The organism is Methylobacterium sp. A54F, from assembly GCF_053346035.1.
In genome coordinates this window covers 397,010-418,767 of record NZ_JBKFBF010000002.1, presented here as the reverse complement: position 1 = coordinate 418,767, position 21,758 = coordinate 397,010, and the positions used below count along the sequence as shown (strand labels likewise).

The window sequence follows — 21,758 nt, the reverse complement described above, 5'->3', positions numbered from 1 at the left end:
GTCGCACGGCGGACGATTCCGGCAGGACAGCAAGAGCCCGAGCATGACGATCCGCGATCCGGACCCGTTCCTGAAAGTCTCCGGCCTGTCGAAGTCGTTCGGCAGCTTCCGGGCGCTTTACGACATCGACCTCGCCATCGGCCGCGGCGAGTTCGTCTGCTTCCTCGGCCCGTCCGGCTGCGGGAAGACCACCCTGCTGCGGCTGATCGCGGGGCTCGACCGGCAGGATGCGGGCCGGATCGAGCTCGGCGGCGTCGACGTCTCGCGCGCGCCGCCCGCCGAGCGCGACTTCGGCATCGTGTTCCAGTCCTACGCCCTGTTCCCGAACCTGACGGTCGGCGCCAACGTCGCCTACGGGCTCGTCAACCGGCGGATGAAGCGGGCGCGCATCGAGGCCCGCGTCGCCGAACTCCTCGACCTCGTCGGGCTGCCGGACCAGGCGCGGAAGTACCCCGTGCAGCTCTCCGGCGGGCAGCAGCAGCGCGTGGCGCTGGCCCGCGCGCTCGCGACCTCCCCGTCACTCCTCCTTCTCGACGAGCCGCTCTCGGCCCTCGATGCGAAGGTGCGCACGCGGCTGCGCGAGGAGATCCGCCACCTCCAGAGGCGCCTCGGCATCACGACCGTGATGGTCACGCACGACCAGGAGGAGGCGCTCGCCATGGCCGACCGGGTGGTGGTGATGAACCGCGGCGGGGTCGAGCAGGTCGGCTCCCCGCAGGCCATCTACCAGAACCCGGCCTCGGCCTTCGTGGCCGACTTCATCGGCGCCATGACCTTCCTCAACGCCACGGTCGCGGAGGCCGGCGGCGTGCGCGTCGGCCTGGTCGACCTGCGCTGCGCGAGCGGCGGCTTTCATCCGGGCAGCCCGATCCGCCTCGGCTTCCGGCCCGAGGAGATCCGCGTTGGCAACGTGGCGCCGACCGACGTCAACGCCCTGGAGGTCCGGGTGCGCAGCCTGGAATTCCTGGGGTCCTTCTACCGGATGCGGCTGGAGCCGAGCCGCGATCTCGGCGGCTCCCTCGTCGCCGACGTGTCCGCGAACCTGCGCGGCGACCTCGGCCTCGCCGAGGGACAGTTCCTGCACGTCGCGCTGCCGCCGCAGGCCCTGCGGGCGTTCCCGGCGGTCACCGCGTGAGCACGGCGATGGTCGGCGGCACCGCACCCCTCGCCCTGCCGCAGCAGGCCGCCGCCGCGCCGCGGCGCGTGCCGGAGGCGCTGGTCGCCGGACTGCTGATCGCCGGGCTCGCGGCCCTGCTGCTGCTGATCATCGCCGCACCCCTGGCGAGCCTCCTGGTGAAGAGCCTCGAAGCCCCCGAGGGCGGGTTCGCGGGGCTCGCGAACTTCCGCACCTACTTCGCGACGCCGACCCTCGTCGGCGCCCTCGTCAACAGCCTGACCATCGCCTTCCTCGCGACCGCGATCGTGCTGCCCCTCGCCTTCGGCTACGCCTACGCGCTCACCCGCACGCGGATGCGGCTGAAGGGGCTGCTGCTGGCCGCCGCCCTGCTGCCGATCTTCGCGCCCTCGCTGCTCTCGGGCATCGCGCTCACCTACATCCTCGGCAACCAGGGCTTCCTGCGCGGGCTCCTGATGGGCCACTCGGTCTACGGCCCGATCGGGATCGTGGTGGCCGAATGCCTCTACGTCTTCCCGCACGCCCTGATCATCCTGATCACCGCCCTCAGCCTGGCTGATGCGCGCCTCTACGAGGCCGCTGCCGCGATGGGGGCGAGCCGCCGGCGGACCTTCCTCACCGTCACCCTGCCGGGCGCCCGCTACGGCCTCGTCAGCGCGGCGTTCGTGGTCTTCACCCTCGTCGTGACCGACTTCGGCATCCCGAAGGTGATCGGCGGGCAGTACGCGGTGCTCGCCACCGATGCCTACCGGCAGGTGGTCGGCCAGCAGAACTTCCCCATGGGCGCGGTGGTCGGCCTCCTGATGCTCGTTCCCGCGATCCTCGCCTTCGCGGTCGACCGCGTGGTGCAGCGGCGGCAATCCTCGCTGCTCTCGGCCCGCTCCGTGCCCTACGAGCCCGCCGACAAGCCCGTCCGCGACGGCCTCGCCCTCGTCTTCGCGCTCGCGGTGGCCGGCATCATCGTGGCGACCTACGGCGTCGCCGTCTGGGCCTCGTTCATCCGCTACTGGCCCTACAACATGAGCCTCACGCTCGCCCATTACGACTTCGCGAACGCCGACGCGGATGGCTGGCAGCCCTACCTCAACTCGCTGATGATGGCGGGCGCCGTCGCGGGCATCGGCACCGTCGTCGTGTTCGGCGGCGCCTACCTCATCGAGAAGCTCAGGGTCTTCGCCCTCGGGCGGATGCTGGCGCAGCTCCTCGCCATGCTGCCGCTGGCGGTGCCGGGCCTCGTCCTCGGCCTCGGCTACGTGTTCTTCTTCAACGCCGCCTGGAACCCGCTCAACGTCCTCTACGGGACGCTCGCGCTCCTCGCGATCAACACGCTCGCCCACTACTACACGGTGGCGCACGTGACGGCGACGACGGCGCTCAAGCAGATCGACCCCGAGTTCGAGGCGGTCTCGGCCTCCCTCAAGGTGCCGTTCTGGCGGACGTTCTCGCGCGTCAGCCTGCCGATCTGCCTGCCGACCGTGCTGGAGCTCGCCACCTACCTGTTCGTCAACGCGATGACCACGGTCTCGGCGGTGATCTTCCTCTACGGCGCCGACACCAAGCTCGCCTCCATCGCGATCGTCCACATGGACGAGGCAGGCACCACGGCCTCGGCCGCCGCCATGGCCAGCGTGATCATGCTGACGGCGCTCGCCGCGCGCCTCCTCCTCGTCCTCGTCAACACGTTCGTGGTTGGCCGCCTGCAGGGCTGGCGCCGCCGGGAGGCCCAGGCATGAGCACGGTCGCCGAATCCGAGAGCGACACCAACCGCACCGACCGCCGGGCCGCCTGGCAGGCCCGGGCGCTCGACGCACCGACGCGCGCGATGCTCGCACGGGATTCGAGCGCGTTCCTGCATCAGTCGGTCTCGACCCCCTGCCTCAACGCGATCGCCCGCGCCGAGGGCATCTGGATCGAGGACGTGGCCGGGCGCCGCTACATGGATTTCCACGGCAACAACGTCCACCACGTCGGCTACGGGCACCCGCGCGTGAAGCGGGCCATCGCCGAGCAGATGGACGCGCTGCCCTTCGCCCCCCGCCGCTACGCCTGCGGCCCCTCCGTCGCCCTCGCCGAGACCCTGGCGCGGATCACGCCCGGGCCGCTCGGCAAGGTGCTGTTCACCACCGGCGGCTCCGACGCGATCGAGGTGGCCGTGAAGGTCGCCCGCGCCGCGACAGGGCGCCACAAGACCCTGTCGTTCTGGGATTCCTTCCACGGCGCGGGGTCCGGTGCCGCGGCGATGTCCGGCGAGATGCTGTTCCGCTCCGGTCCCGCGGGGCCGATGGTGGCTGGCGCCCTCCAGGTTGCGCCCTTCGGCGGCTACCGCTGCCCCTACGGCACGGACAGCCCCGAGGCGAGCGGCCGGGCCTGCGCGGCGATGATCGACTACGTGCTCGCCCGCGACACGGACGTCGCGGCCCTCGTCGCCGAGCCCACCCGGGCGGTGCCCTACATCGCGCCCCCGGGCTTCTGGGCGGCCGTGCGGGCGATCTGCGACCGCCGCGGCGTGCTCCTGATCTTCGACGAGATCCCCACCGGCCTCGGCAAGACCGGCAGGATGTTCTCCTGCGAGCACGACGGCGTGGTGCCGGACATCCTCGTCACGGGGAAGGGGCTCGGGGGCGGCATCCTGCCGATCGCCGCGGTGGTCGCCGACCCCCGCCTCGATGTCGGCGGCGAGTGGGCCTTCGGCCACTACACGCACGAGAAGAACCCCGTCACGGCGCGGGCGGCGCTGGAGACCATCGCGATCATCGAGGAGGAGGGGCTCGTCGAGAACGCGGCTTGGGTGGGCGCCCTCGCCCTCGACCGGCTGCACGGCCTGATGGAGCGGCACGGCTGCATCGGGGACGTGCGCGGCCGCGGCTGCCTGATCGGGATCGAGCTCGTCCGCGACCGGGCGGGCGCCGAGCCGGACGGCGACCTCGCCGAGGCCGTGATGTACCGCGCCCTCGACGCCGGCCTCTCGTTCAAGACCACGATGGGCAACGTGCTGACCCTGACGCCGCCCCTCGTCGTGACGGAAGCGCAGATGACCGCCGCCCTCGACATCGTGGAGGGCGCGATCCGGGAGGCGGTGGCGGCGCGCGGGCGATGACCGGGACGATCCTCCTCCTCGACCTCGCCGGCTGGGTGGCCCTGCTCCTGTGGGGCATCCACATGATCCGCACCGGCGTGCAGCGGGCCTACGGCGGCGACCTGCGCCGGGTGCTGGGCGCAAGCCTCGGGCACCCGCTGCGGGCCTTCGCGGCGGGGCTCGGGGTGACGATGCTCCTGCAGAGCAGCACCGCCACCGGCCTGATGGCGACCTCCTTCGCGGCGAGCGGCTTCGTGGAGCTGGTCCCGGCGCTCGCCGTGATGCTCGGCGCCAACGTCGGCACGGCGCTGATCGTCAAGGTGCTCTCCTTCGACGTGGCGAAGGCCGCGCCGGTCCTCGTCCTCGTCGGGACGCTCGCCTTCGGCCGCGCCACGGGCGGGCGCGGCCGCGCCCTCGGCCGCGTCGCGATCGGCCTCGGCCTCGTCGTCCTGGCCCTCGTCCAGCTCGTGGCGACCCTCGAACCCCTCGGCACCGCGCCCGAACTGCGCGCGCTCCTCACGCTCGTCTCCGCCGATCCGGTGGTGGCGGCGCTGATCGGCGCGGCGATCGCCTGGCTCGCCCATTCGAGCGTCGCCGTGGTGCTGCTGGTCGCGGCCTTCGCGGCGCAGGGCGTCGTCCCGGGCGCGACCGCGCTGGCGCTCGTTCTCGGCGCCAATCTCGGCAGCGCCCTCAACCCGCTGATCGCGAGCCGCGACCCGGCCGGGCGGCGCGTGGCCCTCGGCAACCTGCTGGTCCGGCTTGCCGGCTGCGCGCTGGCGCTGCCGCTCCTCGGGCCGATCGAGGCCGGGCTCGACCGCCTCGGCCCGGACCCGCGGGTGCGGGTCGCGGACTTCCACCTCCTGTTCAACCTGTGCCTCGCGCTCGCCGGGCTGCCGCTCCTTCGGCCCCTGGCCGCGCTCCTGCGCCGGCTGCTGCCGGAGGGCGAGGCGGCCGAGGCCCTGCCGCGCCTCGATGCGAGCCTCGCCGAAGTCCCCTCGATCGCTCTCGGCCACGCGTCGCGCCGGGCGCTGCGCATGGCCGACATCCTGGAGGGCATGCTCGCCGACGGCAGCCGTCTCCTGCGAGCCGGGGAGGGCGTCACGCCGCGCATCCGGCTCGGCGAGCGGACCCTGGAGGACCTCGGGACCGAGCTTCAGCGCTTCCTCGCCGGCCTCGACACGGAAGCCCTCGGCGAGGACGAGGCGCGCCGGCTTTCGGCCCTCGTGGCCTTCACGATCCAGATCGGGCACGCGGGCGACATCCTCGCGGGCAGCGTCGCGGGACAGATCGGGCGGCGGCGCAAGCTCGGCGCCGGCGCCGGCGAGGACGCGCTCGATCTCGCCGGCCTCCTCCAGCGGCTCTCGATCAACCTGCGCACCGCCGCCTCGCTCCTCGTCACCGAGGACGGGGCGGCGGCCCGGCGGCTCGCCGCGGAGAAGCGCGCCTTCCGCGACCTCGAGGAGCGGCGCATCGACGAGCACGTGGCGCGCCTGCGGGCGGGGTCGCCGCAGGCGGCGGCCCTCCGGGCCGTGGAGCTCGACCTGCTGCGCGACTGCAAGCGCATCAACGATCATCTCGTCGCCGCCGCGGCTTACCCGATCCTCCGCCAGAGCGGTGACCTGCTCGACAGCCGCCTGCGCAGCGCCGCCGCGCCGCGGCTCTCCGTGGATGGGCCGCAGCCGAAGCTATAGGGAACCGAACCGCGGTCGGGAGTTGTCCCCCGCGGGCGGGCGGTCCCGGGCTGCCCAAGGCGGGGTCCGCGCCCTAAGCTCATGGGTCGATGCAGCCCCGAGGCAGGCCGCCCGTGTCACGCCCCGCCGAGAAGAACGACCAGAAGACCGAACCGCGTCCCGAGAGTCTGAGCGTCGAGGCGCGGCGCGGCGCCATCGTCACGGCCGTGCGGCAGCGGGGCTTCGTCACCATCGAGGCGCTGGCCGGCCAGTTCGGCGTCACCGTCCAGACCATCCGGCGCGACCTCAACGAGCTCAGCGCGGAGGGCCGGCTGGAGCGCTACCGCGGCGGCGGCGGGCTGCCCTCGAGCGTCGAGAACATCGACTACGCCGACCGGCGCACCACCCTCTCGGCGGAGAAGACCCGGATCGGCCGCCTTGCCGCGAGCCACATCCCCTCGCACTGCTCGGTCTTCATCAACATCGGCACGACCACCGAGGCGGTCGCCCGCGAGCTGATGGGGCACGATGATCTCAGCATCATCACGAACAACCTCAACGTCGCGCTCTCGCTGGCGCAGGGCACCGAATTCCGCATCGTCGTGGCGGGCGGGAGCGTCCGCAACCGCGACGGCGCGGTGCTGGGCCAGCTCACCTGCGACACCCTCAGCCAGTTCCGGGTGGACGTGGCGGTGATCGGCACGAGCGGCATCGACGGCGACGGGACGCTGCTCGATTTCGATTACGAGGAGGTGCGCGCGACGCAGACCATCCTCGCGCACGCCCGCCGGACCTTCCTGGTGGCGGACCATACCAAGTTCAGCCGCCGCCCGATGGTCCAGGTCGGGAATCTCAGTCAGGTCGACACCCTGTTCACCGACGCGCCGCCCCCGCGCGGCATCGCCGAACTGCTGCGCGCGCAGGGCGTCAAGCTCGCCATCGCCACCCCGGACTGATCGATATCGAAAGCTGAAATTTTCACTTGCGAAAGCAACGGAGTGATGCAATATCCTGCCAGACCGGCGAATCGACCGGCAGGGAGGTGCAGTATGGCGACAGGGGCGAAGGCGGGCGACGAATCCGCCGCGGTCGATCTCCTCGTCATCGGCGGTGGTATCAACGGCACCGGGATCGCGCGTGACGCGGCCGGGCGCGGCCTGAAGGTGGTGCTCTGCGAGCGCGGCGACTTGGCCGAATTCACGTCGTCGTCGAGCACGAAACTGATCCACGGCGGCCTGCGCTACCTGGAATACTACGAGTTCCGGCTGGTCCGGGAGGCGCTGGCGGAGCGCGAGCGACTCCTGCGCCTCGCGCCTCACATCATCTGGCCCCTGCGCTTCGTGCTGCCGCACGACCGCGGCCTGCGCCCGGCCTGGATGCTGCGCGTCGGCTTGTTCCTGTACGACCATCTCGCCCGCCTGCGGACGCTGCCGGGCTCGAAGATGGTTCGTTTGCGAAAATCACCGCTCGGCAAGCCCCTGCAGGAGCGGCTGACCAAGGGCTTCGTCTATTCGGATTGCTGGGTCGAGGACAGCCGGCTCGTGGTCCTGAATGCCATGGACGCGGCCGACCGCGGCGCCGAGATCCTGACGCGAACGGGCGTCGAGTCCGCCCGACGCGAGGGCGACCTCTGGGTGGCGACCCTTCGCGACCAGGCGAGCAGCCGGACCCGGACGGTGCGGGCGCGGGCCGTCGTGAACGCGGCCGGGCCGTGGGTGAGCGAGACGCTCGGCGGCACGCTCGGCGTCAACAGCCGCTCCGCGGTGCGCCTGATCAAGGGCAGCCATATCGTGGTGCGCCGGATGTTCGAGGGCGAGCAGGCCTACATCCTGCAGCAGCCCGACCAGCGCATCATCTTCGCGATCCCCTACGAGCGCGACTTCACGCTCATCGGCACCACCGATGTCCCCTACGACGGGGAGCCCGGCCCGGTTCAGATCTCGGCCGAGGAGACCGGGTACCTCTGCGATTGCATCAACCGCTCCTTCGCGACGTCGATCGGGCCGGACGACGTCGTGTGGAGCTACTCGGGCGTGCGGCCGCTCTTCGACGACGCGGCCGCGAACGCCTCGGCGGTCACGCGGGACTACGTCCTCGACGTCTCCGACGCGTCCGGGGCGACGCCGGCCCTGTCCGTGTTCGGGGGCAAGATCACGACCTATCGGCGCCTCGCCGAGCATGCCATCGAGAAGCTCGCAGGCTACTTCCCCGGTTTGAAGCCGGCCTGGACGGGCAAGGCCGTGCTGCCGGGCGGCACGATGCCGGATGCCGATTTCGAGCGCTACCTGGCGACGCTGCGGGCCCGCTACGCCTTCCTGCCGCCCGAAACCGCTCGGCGCCTCGCCCGCGCCTACGGCACCCGCGCGGAAACCATCCTCGGATCCGCCCGCAGCCTCGCCGACCTCGGCGAGGCCTTCGACGGCGGCCTGACCGCGGCGGAGGTGGATTACCTCGTCGCCCACGAATGGGCCCGCACCGCCCACGACATCCTCTGGCGCCGCTCGAAGCTCGGGCTCCGCACGGGGCCGGAGAGTGCGGGGCGGCTGGAGGCCTACCTCGCCGGACGCGCCCAGGCCGCCTGAGGCCGAGCCGCCCGTAATCCCCGCGGGAGCCGCCGCAGAAGCGGCCCCGCTCGACCTCGAACCACGACCCGAAGGGAGGGTACATCCATGAGCCAGTACGTCGGCGCCATCGACCAGGGCACCACCAGCAGCCGCTTCATCGTGTTCGACCGGCAGGGCCGGATCATCGGCAGCAAGCAGCGCGAGCACACGCAGATCTATCCCCGCCCCGGCCACGTCGAGCACGACCCGCTGGAGATCTGGCGGAACACACAAGCCGTGATGGGCGAGGCGCTGGAGGGCGCGGGCCTCACCGCGAAGGATCTCGTCTCCATCGGCATCACGAACCAGCGCGAGACCACCGTGATCTGGGACCGCCGCACCGGCGAGCCCCTGCACAACGCCCTCGTCTGGCAGGACACCCGCAACGACCGCCTCGTCGCCGAGTTCGCCCGGGACGGCGGCCGCGACCGCTTCCGGGACGTCACAGGCCTGCCGCTGGCGAGCTACTTCTCCGGGCTCAAGCTGCGCTGGCTGCTCGACCACGTCGAGGGTGCCCGGGAGAAGGCTGAGGCCGGCGACGTCCTGTTCGGCAACATCGATACCTGGCTCGTGTGGAACCTCACGGGCGGTCCGGACGGCGGCCTTCACGTCACCGACGTCACCAACGCGAGCCGCACGCAGCTGATGTCGCTGGAGAACCTCGCCTGGGACGAGGGCATGCTCTCGGCCTTCGCGATCCCCAAGGCGATGCTGCCGCGCATCGTCTCCTCCTCGGAGGTCTACGGCGAGACCCGCGTGCCGTTCGCCGGCGTGCCGATCGCCGGCATCCTCGGCGACCAACAGGCGGCCCTGTTCGGGCAGACCTGCTTCCACCCGGGCGAGGCGAAGAACACCTACGGGACCGGCTGCTTCGCCCTGATGAACACCGGCGAGAAGCCCATTCCCTCGACCTGCGGCCTCGTCACCACGCTGGGCTACAAGCTCGACGGGAAGCCGCCGGTCTACGCGCTCGAAGGCTCCATCGCGATCACCGGTGCGCTGGTGCAATGGCTGCGGGACAACCTCGGGATGATCCGCGACAGCGCCGAGGTCGAGCGCCTCGCGACGACGGTCGAGGACAACGGCGGGGTCTACTTCGTGCCGGCCTTCTCGGGCCTCTACGCGCCGCACTGGAACGAGGGCGCCCGCGGCCTGATCATCGGCCTCACGCGCTACGCCAACAAGGGTCACATCGCCCGCGCCTGCCTGGAGGCCACTGCCTTCCAGACCCGCGAGGTTCTGGAGGCGATGGAGAAGGATTCCGGTATCTCCGTGAAGGAGCTGCGCTCAGACGGCGGCATGGTGGCGAATGCCACGCTGATGCAGTTCCAGTCCGACCTCCTCGACGTGCCGGTGGTGCGACCGGAGGTGACGGAGACCACGGCCCTCGGCGCCGCCTACGCGGCCGGGCTCGCCACCGGCTACTGGAACGGCCTCGACGACCTCGCGCGCAACTGGGGCGTCGACCGCCGCTGGGAGCCCGACATGGACGCGGACGAGCGCCAGCGGATCTACGCCGCCTGGGGCCGGGCGGTGAAGCGCTCCTTCGACTGGATGGTGGAGGAGGACTGAACCGCGCAGCAAGCGCGGCGGTCCGACACTCTTGGCAAGCGGAGGAAACAGCGATGACGTCTCCTTTCCTGGGTGAGCTCCTCGGCACGATGGTGCTCATCATCCTCGGCAACGGCGTGGTGGCCGGCGCGCTCCTGCGCGGCTCGAAGGCCGAGGGCGCCGGCTGGATCGCGATCACGGCCGGGTGGGCCTTCGCGGTGCTGGCGGGCATCTTCGTGGCAACCGCCACGGGCAGCGCCGACGCGCACATCAACCCGGCCGTGACGCTCGCGGGCGCGGTCGTCACGGGCGACTGGAGCAAGGTCGGCGTGTACATGCCGGCCCAGATGCTCGGCGCGTTCATCGGCGCGGCGGTGGTCTGGCTGCACTACCTGCCGCACTGGGCCGCCACCGAGGACCAGGGCCTGAAGCTCGCCTGCTTCTGCACCGCGCCGGCGATCCGCGCCGCGCCGGCGAACTGGCTCAGCGAGATCATCGGCACCTTCGTGCTGATCCTGGTGATCAGCGCGCTCCTGTCGAAGGCGGTCGGAGCCACCGGCAACATGCCGACCGGGCTCGCGCCCTACCTCGTCGGCATGGTGGTCTGGGGCATCGGCCTCTCCCTCGGGGGGACGACCGGCTACGCCATCAACCCGGCCCGCGACCTCGGTCCCCGCCTCGCCCACGCCGTCCTGCCGATCGCCGGCAAGGGCGCCTCGGACTGGGCCTACGCCCTCGTGCCGGTCGCCGGCCCGGCCATCGGCGCGGTGGCGGCCGCCCTCGCGGTGCGGGCGCTCGGCATCTGAGGCCGGGGATACGCGGGCCGTGCCCGAGCGTTGACACGGCCCGGTTTGTGGCAGAAAAGAGGCAACCCGGAGGCGGCCCGAGTCTAGGGAGGAAACGCCCGGTAAGGGCCGCGGGACGGAGCCATGGAGCCCGTCACCGCACCGCATGCTGCAGGCCCCTCCGGGCCTCGCCCCCACGCTTTGCAATCGACCGGCTTGATCCGCCGAGGGTTCTGTCACGCCGGTTTGCGCCACCCCGGGCATTCCGGCGCCGGGCGGTGTATAGAGGCGCCACGGCGGCCGTGGCGAGCCGGGTGACCCTCGCGCCGCGGCCGATGCGCTGGAAGGGTGGAGTCGATGTCCCAGGTCGTGCAATCCCGGCGCCTTCGGGCAGTAGACCTCGCCAAGGCGAAGGCCGAGGGCCGCAAGATCATCGCGCTCACCGCCTACCACGCCCACACGGCGAGCATCCTCGACCCCTACTGCGACTTCATCCTCGTCGGCGACTCCCTCGGCATGGTGATGCACGGGATGGAGACGACGATTCCCGTGACGCTGGAGATGATGATCCTGCAGGCGCAGGCCGTGATCCGCGGCACGTCCCGGGCCCTCGTGGTGGTCGACATGCCGTTCGGCTCCTACGAGGCGAGCCGCGAGCAGGCCTTCCTGAGCGCCGCGCGGGTCCTCAAGGAGACCGGGGCTGGGGCAATCAAACTCGAGGGCGGCGCGCGCTTCGCCGACACGGTGGCGTTCCTGACCCAGCGCGGCGTGCCGGTGATGGGCCACATCGGGCTCACCCCCCAGTCGGTGAACACCATGGGCGGCTTCCGGGTGCAGGGCCGCGAGCCGGGCTCGCAGCAGGCCCTTCTGGAGGATGCGCGGGCGATCAGCCAGGCCGGCGCCTTCGCGATCGTGATGGAGGGGATCGTCGAGCCGGTGGCGCGCGCCATCGCGCTCGCCCCGGAGGTGACGGCCGCCACCATCGGCATCGGTGCGACCTCCGCCTGCGACGGGCAGATCCTCGTCCTCGAGGACATGCTGGGCCTCAGCGATCGAGCCCCGAAGTTCGTGAAGCGCTACGGATCGCTGCGGGCTCACATCGAGGGCGCCGTGAGCGACTATGCGGAGGAGGTGCGCTCCGGCCGCTTCCCGGCCTCGGACCACACCTACCTGCCTCGGTGAGCCGCCGGGGCGCCGGCTGGACGGAGTCTTGCAGGGCGCGCCGGCACGACGCGCGGGAAGCGGGATGGACCTCAACACGATCGAAACGGTTCTGAGCCCGCGCGCGCGGGCCGACCTCGGGTCCTGGCGGGAGGGCGACGCCTGGCTCGCGGGCGGAACGTGGCTGTTCTCGGAGCCGCAGGCCGCCCTGCGCCGCATCGTCGACCTCACCGCCCTCGGCTGGGCCCCGCACGCGGTGTCGGAGGAGGGGCTGACGCTCGCGGCCACCTGCACCATCGCGCAGCTCGACCGGCTGGATTTGCCGGCGGCCTGGAGTGCCGCGCCCCTCGTCGGGCAGTGCTGCCGGGCGCTGCTCGGCTCGTTCAAGGTCTGGAACATGGCGACCGTCGGAGGCAACCTCTGCCTCGCGCTGCCGGCCGGGCCGATCATCGCGCTCGCGGTGGCGCTCGAGGCCACCTGCCTGGCCTGGACGCCCGAGGGCGGCGAGCGCGAGCTGCCGGCGGCGGCGCTCGTGCTCGGGCCGCAGCGCAATGCCCTCCGGCCCGGCGAGGTCCTGCGCAGCCTCGCGATCCCCGCGCGGGCGCTGCGTTGCCGGACCGCCTTCCGGCGGATCTCGCTGAGCCCCAACGGCCGCTCGGGCGCGCTCCTCGTCGGCACCCGGGATGGCGCGGGCGCGTTCGCCCTGACGATCACGGCCGCGACGCCGCGGCCCCTGCGCCTCGCCTTCGCGGCCGTTCCGGGAGCCGACGCGCTGCGGGCCCGGCTCGACGCCGAGATCCCCGAGGACGGCTGGTACGACGACGTGCACGGCGCGCCGCGCTGGCGCGCGCACGTCACCCGCCGCCTCGCCGAGGAGATCCGGCAGGACCTCGCGGAGATCCCGGCGGCATGAAGCTCACGGTCAATGGGCAGGTGCAGGAGGCCGCGCCTCGCCCCGGACAGTGCCTGCGCACGCTGCTGCGCGATCTCGGCTGGTTCGGCGTGAAGAAGGGTTGCGACGCGGGCGATTGCGGAGCCTGCACCGTCCACCTCGACGGCGAGCCGATCCACAGCTGCCTCGCACCGGCCTTCCGGGTGGACGGGCGCAGCGTCACCACCATCGAGGGGCTCGCCGGTCCCTGCGCGGCGGGGGAGGGCGTCCCGGGCACCTTCCACCCGGCGCAGGAGGCGTTCCTGGCTGCCCAAGGCTTCCAGTGCGGGTTCTGCACGCCCGGCATGATCATGACGGCGGCGGCCCTCGACCAGGGCCAGCGGCAGGATCTCGGGGCGGCGCTGAAGGGCAACCTCTGCCGCTGCACCGGCTACGGCGCCATCCGCGACGCCATTGCGGGCCGCGCCTGCGCCGAGCGGCCGGAGAGCGGGCCAGTCGGGCGGAACTGTCCGGCGCCGGCGGCCGCCGCCGTGGTCTCGGGGCGGGCCGCCTTCACGTTCGACCTCGACGTTCCGGGCCTCCTCCACCTCAAGGTGCTCGGCTCGCCCCACGCCCACGCGCGCATCCGCCGGATCGAGACGGCGGACGCGCTGGCGGTGCCGGGGGTGGTGACCGTGCTGACCCACGCCGACGCGCCGGACCGGCGCTTCTCCACCGCCCGCCACGAGAACCCGGCGGACGACGCCGCCGACACCCTCGTGCTCGATCCGGTGCTGCGCTTCGTCGGCCAGCGGGTCGCCGCCGTGGTGGCCGAGAGCGAGGCCGCGGCCGAGGCGGGTGTCCGCGCGCTCCGCGTGACTTACGATGTCCGTCCGGCGGTCCTGTCCGCGGAAGCCGCGCTCGCGTCCGGCGCCACCCTCGTCCACGATCCGGCCGACCGCCCGGCTCCGAAGCCCGGCGAGGACGCGCCGCCTCTCGCCGCGAGCCCGAACCTCGCCGCGGAGGCGCACGGCGCGGTCGGCGACGTCGAGGCCGGCTTCGGCGAGGCCGACTGCATCTACGAGGAGACCTTCGCCTCGCAGCGGGTGCAGCACGCCCATCTGGAGACGCACGGGTCCGTGGGCTGGCGCGACGCGGAGGGCCGCCTCGTCCTGCGCTCCTCGACGCAGGTGCCGTTCCTGACCCGCGACGCGCTCTGCGCCCTGTTCGACCTCGATCGGGGGGCGGTCCGGGTGGTCTGCGGGCGCGTCGGCGGCGGCTTCGGGGGCAAGCAGGAGATGCTGACCGAGGATCTCGTGGCGCTGGCCGTGCTGCGGACCGGCCGGCCGGTGAAGTGGGAGCTCACCCGCCAGGAGCAGTTCTGCGCCACCACGACCCGGCACCCGATGCGGGTGCGGGTGAAGCTCGGCGCGAAGGCCGACGGGACCCTGACGGCGATCAGCCTCGACGTGCTCGCCGATACCGGCGCCTACGGCAACCACACCGGCGGCGTGCTCCACCACGGCTGCAACGAGGTCATCGCGGTCTATCGCTGCCCGAACAAGCGGGTGGCGGGGCGCAGCGCCTACACCAACACGGTGCCGGCTGGCGCCTTCCGGGGCTACGGCCTCAGCCAGACGATCTTCGCCGTCGAATCCGCGATGGACGAACTCGCCCGCCGCCTCGGCCTCGATCCGTTCGCGCTGCGCCGCCGGAACGTGATCCGGCCCGGCGACCCCATGGTCTCCACGAGCCTCGAACCGCACGACGTCACCTACGGCAGCTACGGGCTCGACCAGTGCCTCGACCTTGCCGAGCGCGCGCTCGACGAGGCCGCCGCGCGGCCGCCGGGGCCGGACTGGCGGGTGGGCCGGGGCATGGCGCTCGCCATGATCGATACGATCCCGCCCCGCGGCCATCACGCCCACGCCCGGATCGCTGTCGAGGCCGGAGGCACCTACGCGCTGCAGGTCGGAACCGCGGAGTTCGGCAACGGCACCAGCACCGTCCATCGCCAGATCGCCGCCGAGGCCCTCGCCACGAGCCCGGAGCGCGTGCGCCTGGTCCAGGCGGACACCGACGCCGTCCGGCACGACACCGGCGCCTACGGCAGCACGGGCATCGTCGTGGCCGGGCAGGCCACGCTGCGGGCGGCGGAGGCCCTGCGGGCCGCCATCGGCGCTGCCGCGGCCGATCAGATCGGCTGCCTGCCGGAGGCTTGCCGCCTGGACGGCCCTGGCGTCGAGACGCCTGCCGGGCGGATCGACCTCGCGGCGTTCGCGGGGCTCGACGCCCTCGGCGAGGCCGATGGCAGCCCCCGCTCGGTCGCCTTCAACGTCCATGGCTTCCGGGTGGCGGTGCACGCCTGGAGCGGCGAGGTCCGGATCCTCGACAGTGTGCAGGCCGCCGATGCCGGCCGGGTCATCAACCCCATGCAGTGCCGCGGCCAGGTGCAGGGAGGGGTCGCCCAGGCCCTCGGCGCCGCGCTCTACGAGGATTTCCGCATCGATGCGGACGGGCGCGTCGTCACGCAGACCTTCCGCAACTACCACATCCCGGCCATCGCCGACGTGCCGGAGACCCGGGTCCTGTTCGCCGACACCCACGACCGTGTCGGGCCGCTCGGCGCGAAATCCATGAGCGAGAGCCCCTTCAACCCGGTTGCGGCGGCCCTCGGCAACGCCATCCGCGACGCCACGGGCATCCGCCTCACCGCGACGCCCTTCGCGCCGGACCGGATCTTCGAGCGCGTCTCGGGCGCCGTGGAGCCGTGAGGGCGGCCGGGTCCGCGCCTCCCCCGAAGTCCAGAGGAGGCGCGTTCCGAAGCGAGGCTAGGCCGGGCGCTCCGCGAAGATCGACTTCTTGACCACGGCGTGGACGCCCCAGTTGCCGTCGACCACCTGCGTGATCCCGAAATCGACGGCGACCGACATCAGGGAGATCGCCTCGTCCTCGGTCAGGCCCTTCGCGTGCATCAGGAACTGGCGCATCTTGCGGAAGGCGTCGCGCATGGCGAGGTCGATCGAGGATTTCTCGAAGACGGCCGTCTGCGCGTCGGGGCCGAGGTCGCGCAGGTAGTTCGGGTAGCTGAACCCCGACAGCACCCAGTCCTCACGCGTCTCGATCATCGGGAAGTCGAGCGCCTCCAGCGCGGTGCCGGCGAGGTCGGCCTTCTTGTGGAGGACGAACTGGAAGGTTCCGGTCAGCGAGCACTCGATTGCGGTGCCGCAGAGCTCGGAATCGCCCTGGCTCGCGTGCGGGTCGCCCACCGAGAACAGGGCGCCCGGCACCGCCACCGGGTAGTACATCGTCGCGCCCTTGCCGATGCGCCAATTGTCGATGTTGCCGCCGGTGTAGCTCGGCGGAATCGAGTTCACGGTGTCGGCCTCCGCGGGGGCGAGGCCCATCGTGCCGAAATGCGGGCGGATGGGCACCCGGATGCCCTTCAGAACCTCGAAGTTGCGCTGGGTGCGGGCGTGGTCCACCGGCAGGCCCGGATAGTCGATGGTCGGGTGCTCGACGCCGAACGGGTCCGTCACGCCGGGCCAGCGGAAGCTGTAGACGGCCCGTGCCCAGTCGCGCGTGCCGGTGGCGTCCACCTCGTAGATCGTCACCACCTCGCGCGGCTTGTCGCCGGTGAGCAGGTCCTTGTAGTGGTAGCCCCACCAGGCGGCCGCGTTGCTGCCGAAGGCGAGCCCCTTGTACTTCGGGTTCGCGCAGGGGCGCGGCATGACGTCGAGGATGCGCACTTCGAGCACGTCGCCGGGTACCGCGCCGCGGATCGCCACGGGGCCCGTGCAGATGTGCACGCCGAGGCCGCCGCCGGGCCCGAGCTTGGCGTCCATCGGCCCGGCGCCGCGGGGCGAGACCGCCATCCGGTCCTTCGTCCAGTGGTAGACGCTCTCTGCGCCCGGATCGCCGTCGATCATCCGCTCGGCATCATCGTTCGCCTGATGCGTCAGGGTCTCGATCGTCACGAAATCCCCTGACGCGATCTCGACCTGCGGTCGCAGCTTTCGGCTGAAATAGCCCCAGTGCACCGTCTCGGCCGTGGCCGGGAGATGATAGTGCGTCGTCTGCCGGGCGGCCTTCGCGCCGCTCGCCTGCGCGAGCGCCGGACTGACCAGGGAGCCGCCGGCCATCAGGGCCGCGGCCCCGCCCGTGGCGACGAAGCTGCTCTTCAGGAAGGCGCGGCGCTCGGGCGCCATGTCGGCGCGGAAGCGCCGCCTGTGCGCCTCGAAGGCCGCGCAGTTCGGATCGTCACCAAGGCACATGTGGCTGCCCCAAGGGTTTCGGGAGACCGGACCGTGTATGCAATCCTGCGGCCAAGGTTGTTCGGCGGCAAGCCTTCGGAGTTGGGTTCGACCAAGGCGATCGACGGTATTCCCGGCCGGACCCTGATCCTTCACGCGCCCTCGTCCTGAGGTGCACAGCGAAGCGGAGCCTCGAAGGAGGCTTCCAGGGATCGCGCGACTTCTGGAGCCCTCCTTCGAGGCCGCTTCGCGGCGCCTCAGGATGAGGTGGGTGGATGGGAAAGGCCCTGTGTTGGTCCGTCTGCCACCCGCGACCTCATCCTGAGGTGGGCAGCGAAGCGAAGCCTCCAAGGAGACCTCCAGGGATCACCGAGAGTTCCGGAGGGCTCCTTCTAGGCCCTCTCGCGGGGGTGCTCCAGGATGAGGTCGCGGGTGGGAGCATCGTCAAGCAGCCCCTCAGGTGCCTGCGGGCACCAGCCGCTTTGCGCGCTTGCGCTGGAGCCAGAGCGTCGCCGTGAGGGCGGTCGCGATGACGTGGGCCGAGACGCCGGTCGTCAGGGTGCCGAGGGCGTAGATCTCGGGCGTCGTCACGGTGGTGGTGAGGCCCTGCAGCTCCAGCGGCAGGGTGTTGCGCCCGCCGATCGCCTGGCTGGTGCGCGCAAGGTCGTCGAAGGAGAGGGTGAAGCCAAATAGCGCGACGCCGACGAGGGACGGCGCCAGGATCGGCAGGATCACGTGGCGCACCGTCTGGGCGCCGCTCGCGCCGAGGTCGCGGGCCGCCTCCTCGTAGGCCGGGTCGAACCGGTTGAACACCGCGAACATGATGAGGAGGCCGAACGGCAGCGTCCAGGTCAGGTGCGCGCCGAGCGCGGAGGTGTAGAGCCCCATCGCGGTGCCGTGGTCCTGCAGGAAGCCCCAGCCGGTCGCCCCGGCGAGCGCCTTGATGGCGTCGTCGACGAGCCGGAACTCGAGGCCGATGCCGAGGGACACGACGATCGAGGGGACGATCAGGCTCGCGACGGCGAGGGTGAACAGGAGGCCCGAGCCCCGAAATCCTTTGCGGAAGGCGAGGCCCGCGAAGAACGAGAACGCCACCGTCAGCAGCATGACCACGAGGCCGAGTGCCAGGGAGCGCCGGAAGGCGGCCCAGATGTCGACGATGCCGAGGCCGGCCCAGAGGCGCGCAAACCAGTGCGTCGAGACCCCGTTCATCGGGAAGGTGAGGCCCCCCTGCGGGCCCTGGAAGCTCAGGACCAGGATCGTCAGCGTCGGCCCGTAGAGGAAGAGCACGAACAGCCCGAAGAAGGCCGCGAGGAGGTAGAAGGACAGGGTGCGGGGGCGGTCGCTCATCGGCTCACAGCTCCCGGCGCAGGTCGATCAGGCGGGTGAGGCCGAGCACCATCAGCATCACAGCGCAGAGCAGCACCACGGCGTTCGCGGCGGCTGCAGGGAACTGCAGGTAGGCCATCTGCACCTGGATGACCTTGCCAACCGATGCGATCTGCTGGCCGCCCATCACGCCGACGGTCACGAAGTCGCCCATCACGAGCGTCAGCACGAAGATCGCGCCGATCGCGATGCCGGGCTTGCACAGGGGCAGGATCACGGTGACGAGGGTCTGCCAGCCGCTGGCGCCGGCGTCGTAGGCGGCCTCGATCAGGCTTCGCTCGATCCGCGCCATGTTGTTGAAGATCGGCACGATCATGAACACCGTGTAGAGGTGCACGAAGGCGAGCACGACGGCGAAGTCCGAGTAGAGCAGGCCCTCGATCGGCCGCGCGGTCAGGCCGAGGCCCTGCAGGGTCTCGTTGACGAGCCCGTTGCGCCCGAGGAGCGGGATCCAGGAGATCATCCGGATCACGTTCGAGGTCCAGAACGGGATCGTGCAGAGCAGGAACAGCGCCATCTGCATCGTGCGGCTGCGGACGTGGAAGGCCAGGAAGTAGGCCACCGGGAAGCCGATCGCGAAGGTGAAGCCGAGCGTCAGTGCGCAGAACTTGAGCGTCGACAGGTAGGTCCTGGCCGTCGTGCAGAGGTCGCCGCCCGCCGTACAGCCCTCGAAGATGTCGGCGTAGTTCTGGAGCGTGAAGGCCGGGATGATCTCGTACTCGTTGTACTCCCAGAAGCTCACCATCAGGGTCAGCAGCAGGGGCACCACCAGGAAGGCGAGGAACACCAGCGCCAGCGGCGCCGCCTGCAGGTAGGTGAGGCGGCGGCCGCGGTGCCGCCGCGCGGAAAGACCGGCCGAGGATGCGGCCTCGGCGGCGGCCGTGACGGGGGCGGGCAGGGCGATGTCGGTCATGGTCTCGGCTTCGCGGCTGGTCCGGTCTTGCGTGCCCCGGCGCGCCTCAGGCGGCGATGAACTCGTTCCACTTGCGGACCATGTAGGTGTTCTCGTCCATCACCGCGTTCCAGCAGGCGACCGAGCCCATCCGGGTCTCGAAGGAGCCGCCGTCGCGGGTGGCGCCGGCCTTCTCAAGCACCGACCCGTCCGGGCCGCGGATGTCCTTCTCGGCGGGCTTGCCCTCCATCCAATAGGCCCACTCGTAGGGCTCCATCTGGCCCTTGGCCGTTTCGAGCACCGCCGAATAGTAGCCCTGGCGGTTGAGGTAGGCACCGGCCCAGCCCGACAGGAACCAGTTGATGAAGTCGTAGGTCGCGTCGAGCTTGCGGCCCGTGAGCGTCTTGGGCAGGCCGAACCCGGTCGCCCAGGCGCGGTAGCCCTCCTTGAGGGGCTGGTAGACGCAGGGCACCCCTTGCGTGCGGACCTTGGTGACGGCGGGCGACCACATCGACTGGATCACCGTCTCGCCCGATGCCATCAGGTTCACGGACTCGTTGAAGTCCTGCCAGAAGGCTCGGAACTGCCCGGCGCGCTTGGCCTCGATCAGCACCTTGATGGTGCGGTCGATCTCGGGCTTCGTCATGTTGCCCTTGTCCGGGTAGGTGTAGTCGCCCATCGCCTCGATCACCATGGCGGCGTCCATGATGCCGATCGAGGGGATGTTGAGGATCGCGGCCTTGCCCTTGAAGTCGGGGTTCAGCAGCTCCTTCCAGCTCGTGATCGGCCGTTTGATGAGGTCCGGTCGGATGCCGAGGGTGTCGGCGTTGTAGGTCACGGGGATCAGGGTGATCCACTCGGTCGGCGAGCCCGCGAAGGTCTTGGCGTTCTGGCCTTCGAGGTAGAACACCTTCTTGGGCGCCGTGCCCTGGTCGCCGATCTTCTTGCCCCCGACCTCGCCCTTGGTGAACACGCTCGTGATGTTGTCGGCCTGCTTGATGCGCCGGGCGTCCATACCGACGATGTTGCCCGAGGGGATGATCTTCTTCAGGCTGAAGAACTCGGTGTCGAGGATGTCGAAGGAGTTCGGCTGGGTGACGGCCCGCTTCGTCACCTCGTCGGTGACGACGGGGATGTATTCGAGCGTGATGCCGAGATCCTCCTTCACCTTGCGGGCGATGTCGCCGGACTGGTTCACCGCGGTGCCGAGGTAGCGCAGCGTCACGGGCTCCGCGCTGATCACGGCCGGGAAGCCCGTGATGGCGCCGGTGCCGAGGGCGAGGCCCGCTGCGCCCGCGCCGGTGAGGACGCTGCGCCGGGTCGGCTTGATTGGGTCGGTCATGAGGTCTCTCGCGTCCTGTACGCTACGGAAGGGTTGAGGGGTCTCAGGCGCTCAGCCGGTGGGCGGCGGCGGGGTCCCAGCCGACCGGCACGCGCGCGCCGAGCGCCAGGGGCCGGCCCGCGAAGGCGGCATCCCCGATGATCGCGGTGAGCGGCCCGTCGCCGGGCGCGCCGCCCTCGGGCTCCAGCCCGACATGGACGCTGGTGCCCTGGTACTCGACTGCGACCACGCGCGCGGGCATCGCCTCGGCGCCGGCCTCCGGGCCGAGGCGCATCCGGTCGGCCCGCACCGCGATCGGGCCGTCCGGCCGGGCGATCACGTTGTGGCCGCCGATGAAGCGGGCGACGAAGGCGGTGGCGGGCCGCTCGAACACCGTGCGGGGGTCGGCCGCCTGCTCGATCCGCCCGCCGTTCATCACCACCACGAGGTCGGAGAGGGCCATCGCCTCCTCCTGGCTGTGGGTGACGTGGATGAAGGTCAGCCCGAGCTCGCCCTGGATCCGCTTCAGCTCGGTCCGCATGCGCACCCGCAGGAACGGGTCGAGGGCCGAGAGCGGCTCGTCGAGGAGCAGCACCTTCGGGCCGGTCACGAGCGCGCGCGCCAGCGCCACCCGCTGCTGCTGCCCGCCGGAGAGCTGCGCCGGCAGCCGCCCGGCGAGGTGGGCGAGTTGCACCATCTCCAGCATCGCCATGGCGCGGGCGCGGCGCTCGGCCCGGCCGACGCCGCGCATCCGCAGGCTGAAGGCGACGTTGTCGACGCAGGAGAGGTGCGGGAACAGCGCGTAGCTCTGGAACATCATGGCGGTGCCGCGCTCGGCCGGGGCTGCGTCGCCCACCGCCTTCGGGCCGATCACCACGTCGCCGCGCGTCACCGTCTCGTGCCCGCCGATCATCCGCAGCGTCGTGGTCTTGCCGCAGCCCGAGGGGCCGAGCAGGCAGCAATAGGCGCCGGAGGGCACCTTCAGGTCGATGCCATCGACCGCGACGGTGTCGCCGTAGCGCTTGGTCAGGCCGATCAGTTCGACGTCCAA

The 21,758-nt window shown here is 71.6% G+C and carries 16 protein-coding genes; 11 read left to right on the top strand and 5 right to left on the bottom strand.

Annotation, left to right across the window (positions count from 1 at the left end):
* The first annotated feature begins 43 nt into the window (after positions 1 to 43).
* The 11 genes from ACLBXP_RS05640 to ACLBXP_RS05590 all read left to right on the top strand — a co-directional run bounded on the left by ACLBXP_RS05640 (position 44) and on the right by ACLBXP_RS05590 (position 15,626).
* On the top strand, positions 44 to 1,135 hold the full coding sequence (locus ACLBXP_RS05640) for a putative 2-aminoethylphosphonate ABC transporter ATP-binding protein (RefSeq protein ID WP_447666593.1): 1,092 nt from the start codon (positions 44 to 46) through the stop codon (positions 1,133 to 1,135).
* Positions 1,132 to 2,868 (top strand): putative 2-aminoethylphosphonate ABC transporter permease subunit, encoded by a 1,737-nt coding sequence (locus ACLBXP_RS05635; RefSeq protein WP_447666592.1) that lies wholly within the window; start codon positions 1,132 to 1,134, stop codon positions 2,866 to 2,868. The genes ACLBXP_RS05640 and ACLBXP_RS05635 overlap by 4 nt, the downstream gene beginning before the upstream one ends.
* Positions 2,865 to 4,232 (top strand): (R)-1-hydroxy-2-aminoethylphosphonate ammonia-lyase, encoded by a 1,368-nt coding sequence (gene pbfA / locus ACLBXP_RS05630; RefSeq protein ID WP_447666591.1) that lies wholly within the window; start codon positions 2,865 to 2,867, stop codon positions 4,230 to 4,232. The genes ACLBXP_RS05635 and pbfA overlap by 4 nt, the downstream gene beginning before the upstream one ends.
* Positions 4,229 to 5,902, top strand: a complete 1,674-nt coding sequence (locus ACLBXP_RS05625) for a Na/Pi cotransporter family protein (protein WP_447666590.1) — start codon at positions 4,229 to 4,231, stop codon at positions 5,900 to 5,902. Before pbfA ends, ACLBXP_RS05625 begins: the two co-directional genes overlap by 4 nt.
* A gap of 113 nt (positions 5,903 to 6,015) precedes the next feature.
* Positions 6,016 to 6,837, top strand: a complete 822-nt coding sequence (locus ACLBXP_RS05620) for a DeoR/GlpR family DNA-binding transcription regulator (protein ID WP_447666589.1) — start codon at positions 6,016 to 6,018, stop codon at positions 6,835 to 6,837.
* 93 nt (positions 6,838 to 6,930) lie between these two features.
* Positions 6,931 to 8,463, top strand: coding sequence for a glycerol-3-phosphate dehydrogenase (glpD, locus tag ACLBXP_RS05615; protein ID WP_447666588.1), 1,533 nt, complete (start codon positions 6,931 to 6,933; stop codon positions 8,461 to 8,463).
* An 87-nt stretch (positions 8,464 to 8,550) separates the two neighbouring features.
* On the top strand, positions 8,551 to 10,056 hold the full coding sequence (gene glpK / locus ACLBXP_RS05610) for a glycerol kinase GlpK (RefSeq protein ID WP_447666587.1): 1,506 nt from the start codon (positions 8,551 to 8,553) through the stop codon (positions 10,054 to 10,056).
* Positions 10,057 to 10,109: 53 nt separating this feature from the next.
* Positions 10,110 to 10,841, top strand: a complete 732-nt coding sequence (locus tag ACLBXP_RS05605; RefSeq protein ID WP_447666586.1) for an MIP/aquaporin family protein — start codon at positions 10,110 to 10,112, stop codon at positions 10,839 to 10,841.
* A 336-nt stretch (positions 10,842 to 11,177) separates the two neighbouring features.
* The gene (gene panB, locus ACLBXP_RS05600; RefSeq protein WP_447666585.1) at positions 11,178 to 12,002 is read left to right on the top strand and encodes a 3-methyl-2-oxobutanoate hydroxymethyltransferase; all 825 of its coding nucleotides are present in this window, start codon (positions 11,178 to 11,180) and stop codon (positions 12,000 to 12,002) included.
* A 64-nt stretch (positions 12,003 to 12,066) separates the two neighbouring features.
* The gene (locus tag ACLBXP_RS05595; protein WP_447666584.1) at positions 12,067 to 12,894 is read left to right on the top strand and encodes an FAD binding domain-containing protein; all 828 of its coding nucleotides are present in this window, start codon (positions 12,067 to 12,069) and stop codon (positions 12,892 to 12,894) included.
* Complete coding sequence (locus ACLBXP_RS05590; protein WP_447666583.1) at positions 12,891 to 15,626, top strand: molybdopterin-dependent oxidoreductase; 2,736 nt, start codon at positions 12,891 to 12,893, stop codon at positions 15,624 to 15,626. The genes ACLBXP_RS05595 and ACLBXP_RS05590 overlap by 4 nt, the downstream gene beginning before the upstream one ends.
* A gap of 57 nt (positions 15,627 to 15,683) precedes the next feature.
* Here ACLBXP_RS05590 and ACLBXP_RS05585 read toward each other — a convergent pair whose 3' ends face one another.
* The 5 genes from ACLBXP_RS05585 to ACLBXP_RS05565 all read right to left on the bottom strand — a co-directional run bounded on the left by ACLBXP_RS05585 (position 15,684) and on the right by ACLBXP_RS05565 (position 21,758).
* The gene (locus ACLBXP_RS05585) at positions 15,684 to 17,126 is read right to left on the bottom strand and encodes an acetamidase/formamidase family protein (RefSeq protein WP_447666582.1); all 1,443 of its coding nucleotides are present in this window, start codon (positions 17,124 to 17,126) and stop codon (positions 15,684 to 15,686) included.
* A 435-nt stretch (positions 17,127 to 17,561) separates the two neighbouring features.
* Positions 17,562 to 18,455 carry an ABC transporter permease gene (locus tag ACLBXP_RS05580; protein WP_447666581.1) on the bottom strand — a complete coding sequence of 298 codons (894 nt, stop codon included), beginning with the start codon at positions 18,453 to 18,455 and terminating at the stop codon, positions 17,562 to 17,564.
* 4 nt (positions 18,456 to 18,459) lie between these two features.
* Positions 18,460 to 19,407: an ABC transporter permease gene (locus ACLBXP_RS05575; protein ID WP_447666580.1), complete on the bottom strand. Its 948-nt coding sequence runs from the start codon at positions 19,405 to 19,407 to the stop codon at positions 18,460 to 18,462.
* A gap of 46 nt (positions 19,408 to 19,453) precedes the next feature.
* Positions 19,454 to 20,728 carry an ABC transporter substrate-binding protein gene (locus tag ACLBXP_RS05570; protein WP_447666579.1) on the bottom strand — a complete coding sequence of 425 codons (1,275 nt, stop codon included), beginning with the start codon at positions 20,726 to 20,728 and terminating at the stop codon, positions 19,454 to 19,456.
* A gap of 43 nt (positions 20,729 to 20,771) precedes the next feature.
* Entirely contained in the window at positions 20,772 to 21,758 is a 987-nt protein-coding gene (locus tag ACLBXP_RS05565) for an ABC transporter ATP-binding protein (RefSeq protein WP_447666578.1), read from the bottom strand.

Excerpts from the sequence above, each read along its gene's own strand:
- ACLBXP_RS05640 (WP_447666593.1), top strand. The coding sequence starts at position 44 with ATGACGATCCGCGATCCGGACCCGTTCCTGAAAGTCTCCGGCCTGTCG.
- pbfA (WP_447666591.1), top strand. The coding sequence starts at position 2,865 with ATGAGCACGGTCGCCGAATCCGAGAGCGACACCAACCGCACCGACCGC.
- ACLBXP_RS05625 (WP_447666590.1), top strand. The coding sequence starts at position 4,229 with ATGACCGGGACGATCCTCCTCCTCGACCTCGCCGGCTGGGTGGCCCTG.
- glpD (WP_447666588.1), top strand. The coding sequence starts at position 6,931 with ATGGCGACAGGGGCGAAGGCGGGCGACGAATCCGCCGCGGTCGATCTC.
- glpK (WP_447666587.1), top strand. The coding sequence starts at position 8,551 with ATGAGCCAGTACGTCGGCGCCATCGACCAGGGCACCACCAGCAGCCGC.
- ACLBXP_RS05605 (WP_447666586.1), top strand. The coding sequence starts at position 10,110 with ATGACGTCTCCTTTCCTGGGTGAGCTCCTCGGCACGATGGTGCTCATC.
- panB (WP_447666585.1), top strand. The coding sequence starts at position 11,178 with ATGTCCCAGGTCGTGCAATCCCGGCGCCTTCGGGCAGTAGACCTCGCC.
- ACLBXP_RS05595 (WP_447666584.1), top strand. The coding sequence starts at position 12,067 with ATGGACCTCAACACGATCGAAACGGTTCTGAGCCCGCGCGCGCGGGCC.
- ACLBXP_RS05590 (WP_447666583.1), top strand. The coding sequence starts at position 12,891 with ATGAAGCTCACGGTCAATGGGCAGGTGCAGGAGGCCGCGCCTCGCCCC.
- ACLBXP_RS05585 (WP_447666582.1), bottom strand. The coding sequence starts at position 17,126 with ATGTGCCTTGGTGACGATCCGAACTGCGCGGCCTTCGAGGCGCACAGG.
- ACLBXP_RS05580 (WP_447666581.1), bottom strand. The coding sequence starts at position 18,455 with ATGAGCGACCGCCCCCGCACCCTGTCCTTCTACCTCCTCGCGGCCTTC.
- ACLBXP_RS05575 (WP_447666580.1), bottom strand. The coding sequence starts at position 19,407 with ATGACCGACATCGCCCTGCCCGCCCCCGTCACGGCCGCCGCCGAGGCC.
- ACLBXP_RS05570 (WP_447666579.1), bottom strand. The coding sequence starts at position 20,728 with ATGACCGACCCAATCAAGCCGACCCGGCGCAGCGTCCTCACCGGCGCG.